This window comes from Exiguobacterium acetylicum (assembly GCF_019890935.1).
GTDB classification, from domain to species: domain Bacteria; phylum Bacillota; class Bacilli; order Exiguobacteriales; family Exiguobacteriaceae; genus Exiguobacterium_A; species Exiguobacterium_A abrahamii.
Map to the genome: position 1 here is coordinate 74302 of NZ_CP082334.1, position 18144 is coordinate 92445.

The window sequence follows — 18144 nt, forward strand, 5'->3', positions numbered from 1 at the left end:
TAAAAAGTCTTCGAATACTCATAGACTTTTTACACGCGATTAAATCCAGTGCTTGGCTACTAATAAGTTCTGAAATCACTTCAAATGATTTCATATTTTTAACGTTCTAGCATTTACAGCAACAATGACGGTGCTAAGACTCATTAGTACTGCCCCAATGGCTGGGGATAAGATCACACCATAGGGAGCTAGAACGCCGGCTGCTAGTGGTATTGTTATAATATTATAACCAGCTGCCCACCATAGGTTTTGAATCATTTTGTTATAAGTGCTTCGGGAAAGTTCAAGGATAGAGAGAACATCTTTCGGATTACTTCTGACCAGTACGATATCAGCGGTTTCGACTGCCACGTCGGTTCCACTACCAATCGCAATCCCTACGTCAGCTTGTGCCAGTGCGGGTGCATCATTAATGCCATCACCCACCATGGCTACTTTCCTACCTTCCAATTGAATGTTCTTTACTTGTCTTGATTTATCATCAGGTAAAACTTCTGCATGAACTTCGTCAATACCCAACTGTTTGGCAACCCAATGTGCAACCTTTTTATTGTCACCAGTGAGCATGATTGAATTTATGCCTTTATTTTTAAGAGCAGTCACAGTCTCTTTCGCTTCTTCTCTTACTAAATCAGCAAGTGCAATCATTCCTAGTAATTGCTTGTTTTTCAATACAAATATGACAGTCTTTCCTTCTTCAGATAATTTTTCAAAAGCGAGCTCATCAACCGTTATTTTTTCTTGACGAATATATCGAGGACTCACTACACGAATTAACGTACCCTCTACTTTCCCTTCCAATCCGACTCCTGTAATAGACATAAAATCTTCAATCGATGGAAGTGATAGTTGTAGCTCTTCTGCTCTTTTTACTACACCTTTAGCAAGAGGATGTTGTGATGAACGTTCGACTCCCGCTGCTAGACGAAGTAGTTCGTTTGAGGAAATTTCATCAACCGGCATCAAATCCGTCACACCAAAATTACCTTGCGTCAAAGTACCTGTCTTATCAAAAATAATGGCGTCTAATTTCCGTGCCTCTTCAAACTGCGTCCTATTTCGAATCAATAAACCTTTCTTAGCAGACAGCGCCGTCGAGACAGAGACGACCAATGGCGCTGCAAGTCCTAGTGCATGGGGACACGAAATAACCATGACAGTCACCATACGTTCGATAGCAATGCTGAGCGGATATCCTAATGCAAGCCAAATGATAAATGTCAACACACCGGCAAAAACAGCGACATAGAAGAGAATTTTTGCTGCACGATTCGCTAAATTTTGTGTTTTAGATTTAGATGCCTGCGCTTCGCTGACTAATTCGATCACTTTCGATAAATACGTGCCTTCACCTGTATTTTTCGTTTCAACAGTCAAGCTTCCTTCTTGATTAATGGAGCCAGCAATTACGTTGTCGTCCATTTTCTTTTCGATGGGAAGAGATTCACCTGTCAGCATCGATTCATCAACTGTTGTTGCTCCTTTTATTATCTTACCGTCAACTGGAACTTGCTCCCCAGGTTTGATCAGAATCACGTCACCAGTCTGTAATTCCGACACCGCAATATCTTCTATTTTTTCATCATCAATTCGATGTGCAATACTGGGTAACAATTTGACTAATTCTTGTAGCGCGTTAGACGCGCCCATGATTGACTTCATTTCAATCCAATGTCCTAAAAGCATAATATCTATGAGCGTTGCTAACTCCCAGAAAAAGTCATGTCCCTCTCCTAGACCTAAGATGATGCCCACACTATAAAAGTATGCAACACTAATCGCTAAAGCGATCAACATCATCATCCCCGGATTTTTTTGTTTCATTTCGTCTAAGCTACCTTTTAAGAACGGCCATCCACCGTAGAAGTAGACAATTGTGGATAGCAAAAGCAAAACAACGTCGTCATATGGAAAGCTAATGTTGATACCCGACCATTCTTGAATCATTTTGGAAAGTAGCAGGATTGGAATGGTCAACATTAACGATACGAGAAATCTTTTCTTGAAGTCTCCGATCATTCCTTCATGTTCATGATGTGAAGCACTCATTTGTTGGTCTTCATGATGAGTATGTTCGTGATGGATATGGTGATCCATAAGAAAACCTCCTTTTACGTACTATATACCTGTATGGTGTATATAGAGAGATCATGACTATATAGAGCTACATCTCGTTTTTACTTCCAGTTAAACTTATATATATAAATATAAAATGTATTTTGACACACTAAAAAATAAAAATTATCATACAAGTATAGGATATATTTTAAAAAATGAGACCATTTGTTTGAATAGGACTATTTAGCGCCAAAATCACAAGTACTGAAACTTTAAAAAGAATTAAAGGACAAGTTCGAGGTAGACATCAAATGATTGATGACAATTCATGAATTAACTGAACTAATGAAGACTATGGTCAAATGAACGAATAGGTACTATCGTGAACAGACAAATGAGCTAATACAAAAAACGCAATTAAAAAGCTTTGTTTTATGCACCTACAAAATTATCTCTAAGGAGAATCCAATCGTGAAACTTAACATACTCTTAAAAAGCGTAAGTCTTATTAGCCTATCCCTGATTGCGGTCGGCTGTGCTCAATCCCCGATGAAGTCTTCTACTCCCAATCATTCAAAGGAGGTAGATCATGCGAAACATATGAGCGGTGACAAGATTGAAGAAACATCATCATCGTTGATACTTCCTACGTTTTTAAAAACTCAACCTGAAGATGTACGAAATGTTTATCAAGCTGTAGGGAAAAATCGTAAACTACTAGAGAAAATACCTTGCTATTGCGGTTGCGGTGAAACAGTCAATCATAAAAATAATTATGATTGCTTTATAGAAGAAAACGCGACGAATGGATCGGTGAAATGGACAAGTCACGGAACGACATGCAGCACCTGTCTCGAGATTGCTGTAAAGTCTATTTTGAAGCAACGGGACGGAGAATCGGTTAAAGATATTCGTTCTGCAATCGATTCTTCATATAAAGATGGATACTCGAAGCCGACACCGACTCCCTTATGATTTTTATGATGACACTTTTGCTCCTATAGCAAGAGTGTCATTTCGTTTCATCCTCACTCCAACGATATCCTCTCCCCCAAATTGTTTTCAGATGCCTATCGATCGGGTAATCTAACTCTCTTAACTTTTCTCTAATCATCTTAATATGAGAATCAACTGTCCTCGGATCCGATTCTGACGTATAAGACCAAACGAATTCATAAAGCTCTAGTCTGTTGAACAGCCTTCCAGGATGTTGAAGGAATAGTCGCAGTAATGCATGTGCTTTTGGTGTAAAGTCAATCGACTTGCCATCTAGTAAAATTAAATTGTTGCTCTCATCGAACGTAAGTCCGTGGTAGATAACGGGTTCTTTTGCTTTCCTTCTCATGACAGACCGAACTCTTGCTAAAAGTACGTCCCCGTTAAACGGCTTTGTGACATAATCTGTAGCTCCAGCATCTAGTCCTTTGACGATGGATTCAGCATCATTTAGAGCCGTTATCATGATGATAGGGACTTCCGGGTGAGAATCCGTTATTTTCTTACATACTTCGAATCCATCGTACATTGGCATCATTACATCCAATAAAATCAAATCGAAGGTTTCTTTTTTCACTTTCTCTAAAGCTTCGATCCCATCATTCGCCATACTACATTCATATCCTATTGGTTCTAGATAGAGTCTTAATAATTGCCTCATTCTTATTTCATCATCAACAATTAATATTTTATCCATCCTAGTCACCACCTCTTACATTAAAATTTTTTAATAATAAATGATTGTTAGTCTATTTCCTCATAAATTTCACGAACTTTCTATATAATCAATTCAACCTATAGAATGGAGTTGATTTTCATGAAAGTGTTTATGAAGAGTTTGATCGTTATCCTCTATGTATCCTTATTTTCTCTCACCATACTACTGGTCTATAAGGGTTATGAACTTTTTCATAACTAAGTATCTTAGTGCTTATAAATAATGAAAGAGCATCAGCTTTTTAGCTCATACCTTTTTCGGCATGGCGACATAGATGCTCCTTCATTTTTAACACTTCGCTTTAAGCAATTAATTTACGACAGACTTTTGCACATTCATTACAGGCCTCAGCGCACTTTTTACAATGATCATGATCATGTTTCGAACATTCGTCGGCACATCTTTCACAAATTTCAACACAGCTTCTTGCAAGAACATCAATATTGCTGCTGTTTCGAGAAATAGCTTGTACTAAAAGACTACAAATTTCAGAACAATCTCTGTCTAGACGTATACACTCTGCCATCGAAGAAACATGATGTTCACTCAAACACGCATCAAAGCATTCATTACAAGTCACTATACAGTTGTGTAGGGCACCTAAGATTTCTTGTTGTCCAGTATTCATTCTAAAATACCTCCATTTTCCGTCTTTTTTGACTTACACAAAGCCTATTTCCTTAGTTTGTGAAAAAAAGATGAAAACATTCACCTATTTTTTAGTCCACTTTCAACTGACCCATCATTCCGTTCTCTTCATGTTCAAGGATATGGCAATGGTACATGAATACCCCTTTTTCCTTGAAAGTCATCTGAATCTTAACTCGTTCATCTGGTTTTATAGCGATAGTGTCTTTTAGACCTGCTTCTTGATTATCCAGTTTCTGTCCGTTTCGCTCTAATACTTTGAATTGGACTCCATGAATGTGGAAGGGATGAGTCATTCCACCCATCATGTCTTTTTTATTATAGACCTCCCAAATTTCGGTTTCTCCTTGTTTCGCTTTAATATCGATTCTCTTCTCATCAAACTTTTTCCCATTGATTTCAACATTTTTGCCCATCCCGAAAAGAGTTAACTTTTGATTCACTGTAGACAAGGTCTTTAGCGGCTTTTCATATCCACTTTTCGGCGCCAATGCACTTAGGTTCGTCCCTTGTTTATCCTTCAGCTTGAAGTTAACGACCCTTACTCCATTCGTCTCAAATGAAACAGTCTCACCAATTTTTCTTTTTGAAAAGTCTACCAATACCTCTATACGTTCGCCTGGACTTAATTCAATTTTCTTTACGTTTTTCGGTTTTGAGATGTAACCACCATCATCAGCAATTTTTTTAAAGGATGAACCGTCAGATAGCTTCACTACGTAGTTACGTGCATTGGAGCCATTTATCAATCTGACTCTAAGTTGCGAATATTTTACGTTGAAATATGGATTAATCGTACCGTTTACGAGGAGGGTATCGCCTAAAGCCCCATCTGTTTTTTCTACATCAGCATATCCAAGGACATTCCTGTTTTTAACTTTTCGATCTTGAAGAATTAATGGAATATCATTTTCACCATATTTTTGAGGTAGCATCGTCTCTTTAGTTTTTTCATCTTTTACGTACAACAATCCTGCTAACCCCTTGTATACTTGTTCAGCAGTTTTCCCCATTGGATGTGGATGAAACCACAATGTCGATTCATCTTGCTTCACTTTAAACTTTACTACCTTCGTTTCACCAGCTTTCACGACTTGATGTGGTCCGCCATCTACGGATGATGGTACAACAAGACCGTGCCAATGGAATGTAGTCGCTTCTGATAAGCGATTCACCGTACGGATTGTTACCATTTTTCCTTTTTTCAATTCCACTACAGGACCTAAATAATTTCCGTTATATCCTAGAGTTTCAGTTTTTTTACCATCTCGGAAGAACTGTGTCTCCCCTTGTTTAGCGACAATCGTGTATTGAATGGAATTCTTGGTTTCACGATCGGATTTTAGCATCTTAGGGATGTTCAATCGTCGCTCTTTTTCTTCAGTTGATTTTAAATCGACACTCGCGCCATGTCCCATACCTTCCATCATAGTCTGATTCGTAGTAGTGTTCCCTCCATTCATCATAGATTTCATGTGCTGTTTGTTATTTGGCATAGTACCTCGGATAAAAAGTAAATACGAACCGCCCACTATAATCATGAGAGTAAAGATACCGATAGTTGCGATTAACCATCTTTTCTTCACATGGATCATTCCCTTCAATTAATTATTATCTTTAACTTAAAGAATGATTGTGAAAAAAATATGTCTTTCCACCCATGAATTTTATAGTTTTTTTCAATGTGTTACTTTTCTGCTCTCTGCAATGTTTCTGCAAATTTATGTGATAAAGTCTATGGAAAGCATAAAAAAAAACACTTGGAGGTAATTTTTATGAAATTAAAGAAAAAGATTTTTATGACAACTATGGCTGCTTCGCTTTCTTTAGCACTCGCTGCGTGCGGAAGCAATGGTGATGATTCTAAATCAACAGGAAGCATGGATAAAAATATGGACGGTATGGATCATTCGACGATGGACATGTCTGGATCGAAAGAGGTTCCGAAAGGGCTCCAAGAGGCTAAAAACCCTAAATTTAAAGTTGGCGACATGGCGATGATCAAAGAAGCACATATGGAAGGCATGAAAGGGGCCGAGGCTAAAATTGTAGGAGCTTATGATACTACTGCTTATAGCATTTCTTATGACCCTACAAATGGCGGGAAACGCGTCACGAATCATAAATGGATTATTCAAGAAGAGATTGTAGATGCCAAGTCATCTCCTTATGAAGTAGGCGATGAAGTAAAAGTAGACGCGGATCATATGAAAGGAATGAAGGATGCTACGGCCACTATCGACTCAGCTAAGCAAACAACAGTGTATATGATTGATTTCGAATCGACTACAGGTGAAGAAGTGAAAAATCATAAATGGGTGACTGAAGACGAACTATCTGCAGAATAAACGATAAACAAGAGAGGAACGGTTTTTTAACCGTTCCTCTCTTGTCTTATTTCTCCTTATTTAAGGAACCCACTTGTAACCAATTCCCCATACTGTGCGAAAGTGTTCTTCAATAGGAAACTCGAGTTTCCTAAGTTTTTCTCTTAAGTTTCTTACATGAGAGTCGACCGTTCGTTCATCTGTCCACTCATTTGCTAACCATAAACTTGAGAGTAGTTCCTCTCTTGAATAGACACGTTCTGGATTTTTTAATAACTTAGCAAGTAATGAAAATTCCTTTGGCGTGACTTTGACTAAATGATTATCATAATACAGCTCATGGGCGTCTTCATTTAAGATTAGACCCGACGATTCGATTTTTGATCCTGAAGAAACTGTAGTTCGTCTGAAAATCGATTGAATTCTTGCCTTCAATTCCGCCTCGTCGAACGGTTTCACAATGTAATCATCTGCTCCCAGTTGTAATCCTTTTACGATTTCTTCTTTTCCGTCGAGTGCTGTCAATAAAATGATTGGTACATTCGAAACTTCCCTTATCCTTTGACAGGTCTCAAAACCATCCATTAAAGGCATCATCACATCCAATATGATTAAGTCAGGCTCATCTACATCAATCAAGTTCAATATCTCTCTTCCGCTGTTCAGCTTAATACAGGTATAACTGTCTTGCAGATAGAGTTCAATCAGTTCTAACATTCGATTCTCATCATCTACCAAAGCAATGGTTCTCATCCTGGAATCCCCCTCAAGTCAATGACAACTTTCAGCCCGTTTTCTACATTAATAGCTACGATGGTCCCTTTGTGCGCTTCAACTATTTCTTTCGTGATAGCCAAACCGAGCCCAGTACCTCCTGTTTCACGATTTCGTGAAGAATCTACTCGATAAAAACGATCAAAAAGATACGGGAGTGATTGCTCATCCACACCACCACCTTCATCCGTAACTTCAATAAAGTTTTCATCAAGTTTTAAAAATACGCGTTTGTTCGCATGTGTATATTTTAGCGCGTTATCCAGTAAATTTAAGAGAACCTGATCAAATCTAGCTTGGTCTATCTCTTTGTAGATGGGAGTTTTATTAATTTGAAGAATTAATTTCACTTGTTTCTCCTCAAATTTAAAAATTATTCTTTCACTGATTTTTTTTAAGAAATCATTCATCTCTGTGATCTGAGGATCTATTTGAAAATGTGGCTCTTCCAATCTAGCAAGTTCAAACAAATCCTCAATCAGTTCTTGAAGTCTTTCGGATTCCTCATAGATAATATCTCCAAATCTCGATTCGTCTTTTTTGAGGAGTCCTGCATATCCCTTAATGTAGGTAATCGGCGTACGCAATTCATGTGTGATTGAAGTCAGAAATTGCTTTCTTGTATTTTGAATGTGACGTAAATCAACAGATAACTTAGTGATCGCTCGTGCTAAATCTCCTACTTCGTCGCTTCTCTCAGCTTCTCTGATTTTCAGCACCTCGCCTTTACTTAACTTTACCGTTGCCTCTTTCATTGATAAAAGTGGCTTTATAATGATATAACTCAAAAAATAAACACTTACTAATAGAAAAAGTACTAACAAGAATAGAGAGAACACTACTTGTTGTTTCAATTCCCCCATCAAATGCTGTATATACTTCGTCGGCTCTAACATGATTATTTGACCGCCATCTTCAATGTTACTCACCGTCACTAAAAATTTGCCCTCTCTCCAATTACCTTCTACGATTCCATCCTTTTTTTGAATCCAATCCGGGTTCAAAAATTGTTCAGCGTCGTTAGATGAATCGACGACTTGATTATTTTTGTCTAAGATAATCACATCAGTCATCGCCTTTTCCTCCATTAAAACAACGTGTTCAACTGTTTGCTTGTCGAAGTTAGTGGAAAGAACATCTCGATGACTATTGCCTCTCTCTTGAAGGCTCTCCAGTTCACTTTCTACTTGTTGATGCTCAAGAATGTTGTATACAATAGCAGATGAGAGAATGAAAATCATGAGAATCCCGAAAAAATAAAATAACGTTATTTTAAATGAAAGTTTATTCATAAAGTACCTTTCTCATTTAAGATGATTACATATAAAAACAAACTGTTGAGATTTAGAAAAGAAAGTATTCTTCATTTAGGCGATACACAAAAGAGCTTTTATCATTTGATTCTTTTAAAAGGACAATTCCTTGAATATTGCTCCACAAATAATTAGCGAAATCATAATCACTAAAAATAGCCTCACGAGTAGGATGCGTCATGAAACATTCTATTTTTGTAATCGTATACATTCCCTCCGAATCACGTTGATAATCGAAAGAAAAAGAACCCTTTATATTAAGCCTTTGAGCAATTATTGCTACGCACTCCTCTAAAATCGAGTTGGCAAACACCTCGTATGAAAGAACAGTATCTTGGTACCGTTCATACTCTTCTCTCATAAAACAGCAAATCACTTCACTAGATCGATAATCGACATATGCATCAATTTTCCCCACCTTTACACCTTCAGGCGCATTCTTTATCTGGTCAAAAGAATAAGTGAAGGTATTACCTTGAACCGAAAATGAATCATGAAGTACTGTTTTATCCCAGTCAAAGGATGTTATAAACGCTACGTTATTTTTTCTCATTTTCAACTTATGTTTTGATAACGTAGATGCTTCTTGTTCGCTTAAAGGGATAATCCAGCCTATTTCTTGAGAAGTACAATATTCAATCAGATTACTAATATACCCTTCTTCTGATTCTTTTTTTGAAAATGAATCAAGATATTTAAAATCAGGAAATAGCTTTCGAACCCATCCTTCTTTTGAAGAAATATGAATATCTATACTTACAGGTTTAAGTTGTTTTATGTTCTCCATCACTTTCCAGTTTTCCTCTACTCCTATTATCAGGACATTTTCACGAGACATTTACGATGCATCTCCTTTCGAAATAGAAAATAGAGCGTCAGAACCCTCTAAACCCTGTAAAATCAATCAATATTGTAGTTAGTTTCGTCAGACCATCGAAATACAATATGATACCTAATAAAATCATAAACCAGCCACCTATTTTCATAACCTTTGAAGAATAATTCATTAAGTATCTGGATTTCCCGACCAAAAACGACATCAAGAAAAATGGAATAGAAAAACCTAGTACATAAAAGAGCATATATAAAAATCCATTACTAGGATTCGTGGCGATCAAAGCAATAACTCCAGCGAGGATTGGTCCTGTACAAGGAGTCCATCCAGCAGCCGATCCGACTCCGACAATAAACGTTCCGATATAACCACGCTTTCTTTTTCCTAAGTTCATTCTTCGCTCTTTAAGTAAAAATATTGGGGTCCACAGACCAGTTAAAATAACACCGAATATGAATAAAATAAGTGCACCGCTCATCCGTAGAACATCTTTATACACTATAAAAAAATCAGCCAAATATGACGTTGAAAAACCCATCACTAAAAATACGCTCGAAAATCCAAGTAAGAAAACGAATGTATGGGGAACACCATTCCAGTTCCACTTTTTATTTTCTTTTAACTCTGTAACTGAAATTCCTGTAATGTAAGATAGAAAAACAGGATACAAAGCTAGGCAACATGGCGAGATAAAAGATAAAAACCCTGCTCCAAAAACTAACAAAAAAGATAACTCCATCAAATTCCTCCCGAACTCTAAAAAATAAATCTTTTTTTAAGATGTATAAAAAAGAAATGTGTTTAATTTTAAACATAAAATCTGTTTGTGAAAAAACTATGCATTTTTTGATTAAATCTCGTATCAATTTTTGAAATGAATTTGATACACTTTTTTGTAATATAGTGATGCTATACTCCTTTTAACAAATCGTTTGTCACCGTATCTTTATCTTTAAAGGAGTACAACTAATGAAAAACAAGGTAATACTTATCGCTTCTAGCGTCTTACTCACAACAACTTTTTCAATGCATAGCCCAAAAGTTGAAGCAAGTAGTGCATATAAAGTAAAAGTAAAGACAGACAATCTCCGTGTTCGGACTGGTCCTTCTCTCAATTACAATATAGTCGGCGTGACTAACACTGGTCAGACTTTTTCTTATTTAGGAAAAAAAGGAGCTTGGACAAAAGTACTTTACAAAGGGAACACACGGTATATCTATAGTTCTTACCTAAAAAAATATAAGAGCCACGTTGCAAAAAAAATGACGTATAATGAGTCTCTTTTTGCTTCTCCTACTAAAGGGAGGCTGACCCAAGGATACGGAAAATCTAATGGCGCTTACGGTTATACATTCCATAATGGCGTTGATCTAGCTGCAACAAAAGGCACACCTGTCTATGCTTCTGCGAGTGGAAAAGTCACTACCTCTAAAAACAGCGGTGCATATGGTAAACACGTTATGATTTCACATAGTCTAAAGAATCAAAAATACGTAACCGTTTATGCTCATATGAATAGTCTTTCGGTAAAAAGTGGTCAGACAGTCTCTAAAGGTATGAAGATTGGAACAGTTGGGAATACAGGAAACTCGTTCGAAAATCATTTACACTTTGAGATTCATAAAAACAGTTATAAATACAGCAGTTATTCTGCAGCGAATAGTGTCAACCCATTGAACTATTTGTAACCTAAAAAAAGAAGAGAGGATGTCCTAAGACAGCATCTTTTCAGATCATAGAAAAACCCTCATTTCGACGTCGAAATGAGGGTTTTTCTATGATCTGAAGCGACTTCATTAAGTCATTTATTTTGAAGTGGATTGCTGTGATCTAGCGTCTCATAAGACTTGTCTCAAAAGTGAGGTGATATTTTGCGGAAAATTGGTTATGTACGTGTCAGTTCAACTAGTCAAAACCCTTCAAGACAATTTCAGCAGCTAAGCGAATTCGGAATGGATATTATATACGAAGAAAAAGTTTCTGGGGCAACGAAGGAACGTGAGCAACTTCAAAAAATGTTAGAGGACTTACAAGATGGTGACACCATTTATGTTACAGATTTAACTCGAATTACTCGTAGTACACAAGATTTATTTGAATTGATCGATTACATACGAAGGATAAAAGCCAGCTTAAAATCACTCAAGGATACATGGCTAGATTTATCAGAGGATAATCCATACAGCCAATTCTTAATTACAGTAATGGCTGGTGTTAACCAGTTAGAGAGAGATCTTATCCGTATGCGTCAACGTGAAGGGATTGAGCTGGCTAAGAAAGAAGGAAAGTTTAAAGGTCGGATAAAGAAATATCATAAAAATCATGCGGGAATGAATTATGCAGTAAAGCTATATAAAGAAGGAAATATGACTGTAAATCAAATTTGTGAAATTACAAATGTGTCTAGAGCTTCATTATATAGAAAGCTATCGGAAGAGAACAAATAGTTCAGTCCTATTCCATTAATTGGCCAGATAATGTTATGTACTTAAAGTCTTATGCAGTTTGGTTATTTTGTTATTAGAATTGGGTACTCCAATTCTTTTTTTATGAATTTTTTTACTCATTCAAATAAACACTTGAATGAATTATTAAAAATGGTTATACTATATTCAAATAAACACTTGAATGATATTGGGGTGAGAATGTGATTAAGAAAGATACTTGTGAAATTTATTGTTATGACGAAGAAAAGGTCAATCGAATACAAGGTAATTTACAGGCAGTAGATATTTCTAGTGTTGCCCAAATATTAAAAGCTATTGCAGATGAAAATAGAGCAAAAATTACCTATGCTTTATGTCAAGATGACGAACTGTGTGTGTGTGATATAGCAAATATTATAGGTGTTACGGTTGCAAATGCCTCTCATCACCTGCGAACGCTCCATAAGCAAGGGATTGTTAAGTTTCGAAAAGAGGGAAAACTTGCATTTTATTCATTAGATGATGAGCATATCAGACAAATTATGATGATTGCATTGGCACATAAGAAAGAGGTGAAGATCAATGTCTAGTGGGAAAGCAAAACTGTCTGAAGAAGAAATGAAAGCCTATCGTGTTCAAGGATTTACTTGTACTAACTGTGCAGCCATTTTTGAAAATAATGTTAAAGAACTTCCCGGTGTTCAGGATGCGAAAGTAAATTTCGGAGCATCTAAAGTTTATGTTAAAGGGACGACAACCATTGAAGAATTAGAAAAAGCAGGAGCATTTGAAAATTTAAAAATTCGAGATGAAAAAGAACAAAGGGTAGAACGAGAACCTTTTTGGAAGCAGAAAGAAAACATTAAGGTATATATATCAGCTCTTTTACTTGTAGTTAGCTGGTTCTTAGGAGAGCAGTATGGTGAAGAGCATGTTCTACCGACAATTGGTTATGCAGCGTCCATTTTAATCGGTGGATATTCGTTATTCATTAAAGGTCTCAAAAATCTAAGCAGATTAAATTTCGATATGAATACGCTTATGACTATTGCAATTATAGGAGCTGCAATCATTGGTGAATGGGGTGAAGGGGCAACCGTTGTTATCTTATTTGCGATTAGTGAAGCATTAGAGCGTTATTCAATGGATAAAGCACGTCAATCTATTGAATCTTTAATGGATATTGCCCCAAAAGAAGCGTTAATTCGACGAGGCAATGAAGAAATGATGATTCATGTTGATGATATTCAAGTTGGAGACATCATGATTGTTAAGCCCGGTCAAAAGTTAGCAATGGATGGAATAGTGGTTAAAGGTACATCGACATTAAATCAGGCTGCGATTACAGGTGAAAGTGTTCCAGTAACGAAAACCACAAATGATGAAGTATTTGCAGGAACCTTGAATGAAGAAGGGTTACTTGAGGTTAAAGTAACAAAACGAGTTGAAGATACTACTCTTTCAAAAATCATTCACTTGGTAGAAGAAGCCCAAGCAGAACGGGCCCCTTCTCAAGCGTTTGTCGATAAATTTGCAAAATACTATACACCAGCTATTGTCATACTAGCTCTTTTAATTGCGGTAGTTCCACCATTATTTGGCGGAGACTGGAGCCAATGGATTTATCAAGGCTTAGCTGTATTAGTGGTTGGTTGTCCTTGTGCCTTAGTAGTCTCAACTCCAGTTGCTGTGGTTACAGCAATAGGAAATGCAGCGAAAAATGGTGTTTTAATTAAAGGTGGTATCCATTTAGAAGAAGCAGGACACTTAAAAGCGATAGCCTTTGATAAAACAGGAACATTAACCAAAGGGATTCCTGCTGTAACAGACATCGTGACATATGGTAGAAATGAAAATGAATTAATGACCATAACAGCAGCCATTGAAAAAGGATCACAGCACCCTCTTGCTTCAGCGATTATGCGAAAAGCAGAAGAAAATGGATTAAAATTCAACGAAGTAACAGTAGAGGATTTTCAATCCATTACAGGTAAAGGCGTTAAAGCCAAAATAAATAATGAAATGTATTATGTGGGAAGTCCAAATCTTTTTGAGGAATTACACGGAAGCATTTCAAGCGATAGGAAAGAAAAAATTGCCGATATGCAAACTCAAGGTAAAACGGTGATGGTGTTAGGAACAGAAAAAGAAATTCTTTCGTTTATTACCGTAGCCGATGAAATGAGGGAATCGTCTAAAGAAGTTATCGGCAAGTTGAACAATATGGGAATCGAAACAGTGATGCTAACAGGCGATAACCAAAGAACGGCAACAGCCATCGGAAAACAAGTTGGTGTTTCGGATATTAAAGCTGACTTACTTCCAGAAGATAAGCTTAATTTTATTAAAGAACTTCGAGAAAAACATCAAAGTGTGGGGATGGTCGGAGATGGTGTGAATGATGCTCCAGCCCTTGCGGCATCTACCGTTGGTGTAGCAATGGGTGGTGCTGGAACTGATACAGCTTTAGAAACGGCTGACATCGCCTTAATGTCTGATGATTTGAGTAAATTGCCATATACAATAAAATTAAGCCGTAAGGCTTTAGCAATCATCAAGCAAAACATTACCTTCTCTTTGGCGATTAAATTAGTGGCATTACTTTTGGTCATGCCTGGTTGGTTAACACTTTGGATAGCTATATTTGCTGATATGGGAGCAACTTTACTTGTAACATTAAACAGTTTACGCTTATTGAAAATCAAAGAATAGGTTCTAAAATGGGCGTCAACTATCGGGTGCGATCATTGAAAACAATGTTATGCTTCAAAAGGGATATTAACAGGAAATATACAACTAAAGGACGCTTTAACTGAGCAACGGAAAAAGCCAAATTTCTCAATTGATGTTGAGAAATTTGGCTTTTTAGTATGGGAATTTCCTTAGCATTGTAAATCCGCATTTTCCTGACGCTACCCCTTATAGAACCACTCTCCCCAACTACCAAGTTGGAGTAAAGGTGGGACGATCATCAGCAACAATGCACCTAGGAAGACGAACGGTGTATACACTTTCGCGAAACGATCGATGAACGCTTCACTCGGTGCTTTATTATCCTGCGCTTCCTCGACCAGTTCAATGATGTGCGCAAGCGTCGTCTCTTGATACGTCTTCTCGACGATCATGTCGAACGAACGATCCATGTTGAGCGTTCCGGCAAATACGTGATCGCCTTCCTTCTTATCGACAGGAATCGATTCGCCCGTGATCGGTGCTTGATTGATGGTCGTCGTCCCGTTCAGGATCGTGCCGTCCAGTGCAACCTGATCACCTGGTCGAATCCGGAGGATTTCTCCGACTCGCACCGCTTCCACCGGTTTACGTCTAACGTCCCCGTCCGTCAGCACGAAGGCTTCCTTCGGAGACAGTTCGATCAGTTTCTGAATGGAATTGCGCGTCCGCGCAAGGGAGCGATTCTGAAGCAAATTGCCGATGGCAAAGAGGAAGACGACGGTCGCTCCCTCGAGCCACTCCCCGATACATGCGGCACCGATGGCTGCTACGCTCATCAATACTTTCATGTCGAGTGAGCGGGCACGGACGGCATAATAGGCACTCCGGAAAACTCTCCCCCCACTGAGGATCAAGGCGATACCGTACAAAACATTCGGAAGATACGCTACTCCGCTCGTTTGGATGAGCAATCCCAGACCAATCAAAATCCCGGACAGGATCAAGGAGATCCCCTCGAACGACCGGACCGGTGCCTCGGACGTTTTCTTTCCCTTGACGTATCCATCGAAACCAATCTTGTTCAGCTCGCTTTGGACTTGTCGAGCATCCAGCTAATGGTCGATTTCCATCTCCCCACGGGCAAACGAAACTGTGACGGTCTGGACATTTTGCATCTTTTGAAAGTGTTGTTCGATCGTCTTAGCACAGCTACTACAGTCCATCCCGGAAACGGTGAATGTTTGGACGAGCTGATCTGATTTATCGGGAAGGGGCGGAAGCGATGACCGCGCTCTATCTGATCGGCGATACGCTCCTCTACGGTTGTCTTGCGCTGTTGATCGGTTTCTTTTCCGTCCAGCTCATCCCTCGTTCTTACCGACCTGACGTATCGCTTTCGATCCGCTGGGTTCGCATGCTCATCGTGCTGATGCTGTTATCCTTTTCCCTGTCCGTCTTACGAATCGTACTGTATTTATATGAAGAGATCGGTTTTTGGATAACACTGCAATCCGTGTTACTTACATTCGAGGCAGGGAACGCTTGGATTCTGATGGCTCTCTGGAGTGTACTCCTTCTCATCGTCATCAATCGTTCATCACTCAGTCCTGGACGTATAAAACTAGGGGTATTCCTTGTTATGGCGATGGTCGTTACGTTCGCGTGGTCCGGGCACGCCTCTAGCATCAAAGGGGCAGAAGGCATGCTCGTACATTCTATTCACGCACTCGCCGTCTTCATCTGGACCGGTGGATTGCTCATACTCGGCTTTTGGAGTCCATCAGACCGTAACTGGGGCATCTTCCTCGAATGGTTCAAACCACTCGTGACGCTATGTTTCTTACTGATCGTCGGTTCCGGCATCTATCTGATGTCTGTCGTCGTGCAGGTAGAGGAGTATTCCGATTCCTGGATTTTACCGTATGGACAAGCCTTACTCTGGAAACACGTCCTGATTCTACCCGTGCTGATCATCGGTATCATGAAAGGGAAGTGGAGTTACGCGTCTCCTGAACGATCGTTTGAAGTCCGACGGATGCGGATGCGCATGGAAGGCATCTTGATCCTGCTTCTCTTCACAGCGACTGCGTGGCTCGGTCAACAGGAACCCCCTCACTCGATCAAGGATACTCTTCTATCCAGCGGGGCTGGTCCACTGTCAGGGTTTCTTTTCCCTAGCTTGCGTTTCACCTATTCTGATATCCGGTTCGAGCCGACCATGATATCCCTCTTCTTGATGGCAATCAGCCTCCTTTTCGTGGGATTGTTGGTGTACGTCATCCGATCAACCCAAGACTCCATCAAGACCCTCTATCTTGGATTAGGCGTCTCGATCTCATTATTTTTCGCAGCGTTGTATAGTATTTCCGTGTATTTATGATCCTCCACATGAGCATTTCAGCGTGTGCGACGTCCTATACAAAAAGAAAGGCACGCGATACAACAGCTTCCTTTTTTCATACTTATTCATCATTTTCATACTAGTTGTAACAGGTTCAATCCTATTTTAAATCGGTGCCATTTCTAGACTACTACCGGAATATGTATTACAATGTATTACAAAGGAGCTGATAATCATGAGTACCATTTCCGTACGTCTAGATGATCAGGATACACGACTCATCAAGGAATATGCGAAGGCAAAAAACATCACGATTTCTACACTCGTTCGCGATGCCGTCCTCGACCGCATCGAAGACGAAATCGATTTACAACTCTATCATGATTCGCTGGCAGCACACCGTAAAAAATCAGAAGCGATCTCTTTCGACGATATGATGAAGGAACTTGATTTAGAATGACAGCATTTACGGTAGAGTTTGAGCGCGGAGCTCAAAAGTCTCTCAAGAAGATGGACCCTCAACAAGCGCGGATCATCATGTCCTGGATCAAGAAGAATCTGGTCGGGACGGATGATCCGCGTCGTCATGGTAAAGGGCTTGTCTCGAACAGATCGGGTGAATGGCGGTATCGCATCGGTGATTATCGTCTGATTGCTGACATTCAAGATGAAAAAGTCGTGATTTTGATTCTCGAGATCGGGCATCGTCGAGATATTTACAAATGATCGTCGTGAAGAATATTTAAATACTTAACCTGTCAAATAGCATAGCTACTATAAAAGGAAGTCCACATCATTTCTCAGATGTGGACTTCCTTGTTTCATTTTGCTTGTCTTGACACGGAAGTTATCTGTATTCGTATGTAATATTAACTGGTACCTACTTGATGAGCCGGAACAAAGATATTCATTATTCAAAGAGTAGAACGAATATATTTACTAGAATAGATTCATTACTTCGATAATTGACTTATTTTTCAGATATTTCTGTATTTTAATGGTTTAACAACAATGTTTTTATGATTATAATAGGA

At 38.7% G+C, this 18144-nt stretch carries 19 protein-coding genes; 9 read left to right on the plus strand and 10 right to left on the minus strand.

Translation table 11 applies throughout. The features are described from left to right. Nucleotides 1-90: 90 nt before the first annotated feature. A complete protein-coding gene (locus K7G97_RS16905; RefSeq protein WP_214730018.1) occupies nucleotides 91-2097 on the minus strand; it encodes a heavy metal translocating P-type ATPase in 2007 nt (668 codons plus the stop codon). A gap of 432 nt (nucleotides 2098-2529) precedes the next feature. Between K7G97_RS16905 and K7G97_RS16910 the strand changes: the two genes are divergently transcribed. Beyond that, complete coding sequence (locus tag K7G97_RS16910; RefSeq protein WP_029343432.1) at nucleotides 2530-3033, plus strand: PCYCGC motif-containing (lipo)protein; 504 nt, start codon at nucleotides 2530-2532, stop codon at nucleotides 3031-3033. A gap of 37 nt (nucleotides 3034-3070) precedes the next feature. On the opposite strand, the gene K7G97_RS16915 is transcribed toward K7G97_RS16910, so the two are convergent. The 3 genes from K7G97_RS16915 to K7G97_RS16925 form a co-directional block, all read right to left on the minus strand. Then, nucleotides 3071-3751, minus strand: a complete 681-nt coding sequence (locus K7G97_RS16915; RefSeq protein WP_047394277.1) for a response regulator transcription factor — start codon at nucleotides 3749-3751, stop codon at nucleotides 3071-3073. Nucleotides 3752-4073: 322 nt separating this feature from the next. Then, nucleotides 4074-4400: a four-helix bundle copper-binding protein gene (locus K7G97_RS16920; RefSeq protein ID WP_071908772.1), complete on the minus strand. Its 327-nt coding sequence runs from the start codon at nucleotides 4398-4400 to the stop codon at nucleotides 4074-4076. A 91-nt stretch (nucleotides 4401-4491) separates the two neighbouring features. Further along, a complete protein-coding gene (locus tag K7G97_RS16925) occupies nucleotides 4492-6006 on the minus strand; it encodes a multicopper oxidase family protein (protein WP_214806307.1) in 1515 nt (504 codons plus the stop codon). A gap of 189 nt (nucleotides 6007-6195) precedes the next feature. Between K7G97_RS16925 and K7G97_RS16930 the strand changes: the two genes are divergently transcribed. Then, nucleotides 6196-6768, plus strand: coding sequence for a YdhK family protein (locus tag K7G97_RS16930; protein ID WP_029343434.1), 573 nt, complete (start codon nucleotides 6196-6198; stop codon nucleotides 6766-6768). A 60-nt stretch (nucleotides 6769-6828) separates the two neighbouring features. On the opposite strand, the gene K7G97_RS16935 is transcribed toward K7G97_RS16930, so the two are convergent. The 4 genes from K7G97_RS16935 to K7G97_RS16950 all read right to left on the minus strand — a co-directional run bounded on the left by K7G97_RS16935 (nucleotide 6829) and on the right by K7G97_RS16950 (nucleotide 10408). Beyond that, on the minus strand, nucleotides 6829-7500 hold the full coding sequence (locus tag K7G97_RS16935) for a response regulator transcription factor (RefSeq protein ID WP_029343435.1): 672 nt from the start codon (nucleotides 7498-7500) through the stop codon (nucleotides 6829-6831). Beyond that, on the minus strand, nucleotides 7497-8762 hold the full coding sequence (locus K7G97_RS16940; RefSeq protein ID WP_160315906.1) for a HAMP domain-containing sensor histidine kinase: 1266 nt from the start codon (nucleotides 8760-8762) through the stop codon (nucleotides 7497-7499). The genes K7G97_RS16935 and K7G97_RS16940 overlap by 4 nt, the downstream gene beginning before the upstream one ends. Before the next feature lie 103 nt (nucleotides 8763-8865). Further along, nucleotides 8866-9672: a hypothetical protein gene (locus K7G97_RS16945; protein WP_223042060.1), complete on the minus strand. Its 807-nt coding sequence runs from the start codon at nucleotides 9670-9672 to the stop codon at nucleotides 8866-8868. A gap of 37 nt (nucleotides 9673-9709) precedes the next feature. After that, nucleotides 9710-10408, minus strand: a complete 699-nt coding sequence (locus K7G97_RS16950; protein WP_316500054.1) for a cytochrome c biogenesis CcdA family protein — start codon at nucleotides 10406-10408, stop codon at nucleotides 9710-9712. 230 nt (nucleotides 10409-10638) lie between these two features. On the opposite strand from K7G97_RS16950, the gene K7G97_RS16955 reads away from it, so the two are divergent. From K7G97_RS16955 to K7G97_RS16970, 4 genes are all read left to right on the plus strand, one after another. Beyond that, on the plus strand, nucleotides 10639-11358 hold the full coding sequence (locus K7G97_RS16955; RefSeq protein ID WP_223042062.1) for a peptidoglycan DD-metalloendopeptidase family protein: 720 nt from the start codon (nucleotides 10639-10641) through the stop codon (nucleotides 11356-11358). Between the two features lie 183 nt (nucleotides 11359-11541). After that, nucleotides 11542-12117 (plus strand): recombinase family protein, encoded by a 576-nt coding sequence (locus tag K7G97_RS16960; RefSeq protein WP_223042063.1) that lies wholly within the window; start codon nucleotides 11542-11544, stop codon nucleotides 12115-12117. Nucleotides 12118-12317: 200 nt separating this feature from the next. Further along, nucleotides 12318-12686 carry an ArsR/SmtB family transcription factor gene (locus K7G97_RS16965; protein ID WP_223042064.1) on the plus strand — a complete coding sequence of 123 codons (369 nt, stop codon included), beginning with the start codon at nucleotides 12318-12320 and terminating at the stop codon, nucleotides 12684-12686. Beyond that, complete coding sequence (locus tag K7G97_RS16970) at nucleotides 12679-14808, plus strand: heavy metal translocating P-type ATPase (protein ID WP_223042065.1); 2130 nt, start codon at nucleotides 12679-12681, stop codon at nucleotides 14806-14808. The genes K7G97_RS16965 and K7G97_RS16970 overlap by 8 nt, the downstream gene beginning before the upstream one ends. Nucleotides 14809-15008: 200 nt before the next feature. Here K7G97_RS16970 and K7G97_RS16975 read toward each other — a convergent pair whose 3' ends face one another. Continuing rightward, nucleotides 15009-15773 (minus strand): HAD-IC family P-type ATPase, encoded by a 765-nt coding sequence (locus K7G97_RS16975; protein ID WP_223042066.1) that lies wholly within the window; start codon nucleotides 15771-15773, stop codon nucleotides 15009-15011. 108 nt (nucleotides 15774-15881) lie between these two features. Further along, on the minus strand, nucleotides 15882-15992 hold the full coding sequence (locus tag K7G97_RS17615; RefSeq protein ID WP_223042067.1) for a cation transporter: 111 nt from the start codon (nucleotides 15990-15992) through the stop codon (nucleotides 15882-15884). 14 nt (nucleotides 15993-16006) lie between these two features. Here K7G97_RS17615 and K7G97_RS16985 point away from each other — a divergent pair, with 14 nt between their 5' ends. From K7G97_RS16985 to K7G97_RS16995, 3 genes are all read left to right on the plus strand, one after another. Next, nucleotides 16007-17149 (plus strand): copper resistance D family protein, encoded by a 1143-nt coding sequence (locus K7G97_RS16985; RefSeq protein ID WP_223042068.1) that lies wholly within the window; start codon nucleotides 16007-16009, stop codon nucleotides 17147-17149. 196 nt (nucleotides 17150-17345) lie between these two features. Then, the gene (gene relB, locus K7G97_RS16990; protein WP_223042069.1) at nucleotides 17346-17570 is read left to right on the plus strand and encodes a type II toxin-antitoxin system RelB family antitoxin; all 225 of its coding nucleotides are present in this window, start codon (nucleotides 17346-17348) and stop codon (nucleotides 17568-17570) included. Continuing rightward, nucleotides 17567-17836: a type II toxin-antitoxin system RelE family toxin gene (locus K7G97_RS16995; RefSeq protein ID WP_047395636.1), complete on the plus strand. Its 270-nt coding sequence runs from the start codon at nucleotides 17567-17569 to the stop codon at nucleotides 17834-17836. The genes relB and K7G97_RS16995 overlap by 4 nt, the downstream gene beginning before the upstream one ends. Nucleotides 17837-18144: the final 308 nt, after the last annotated feature.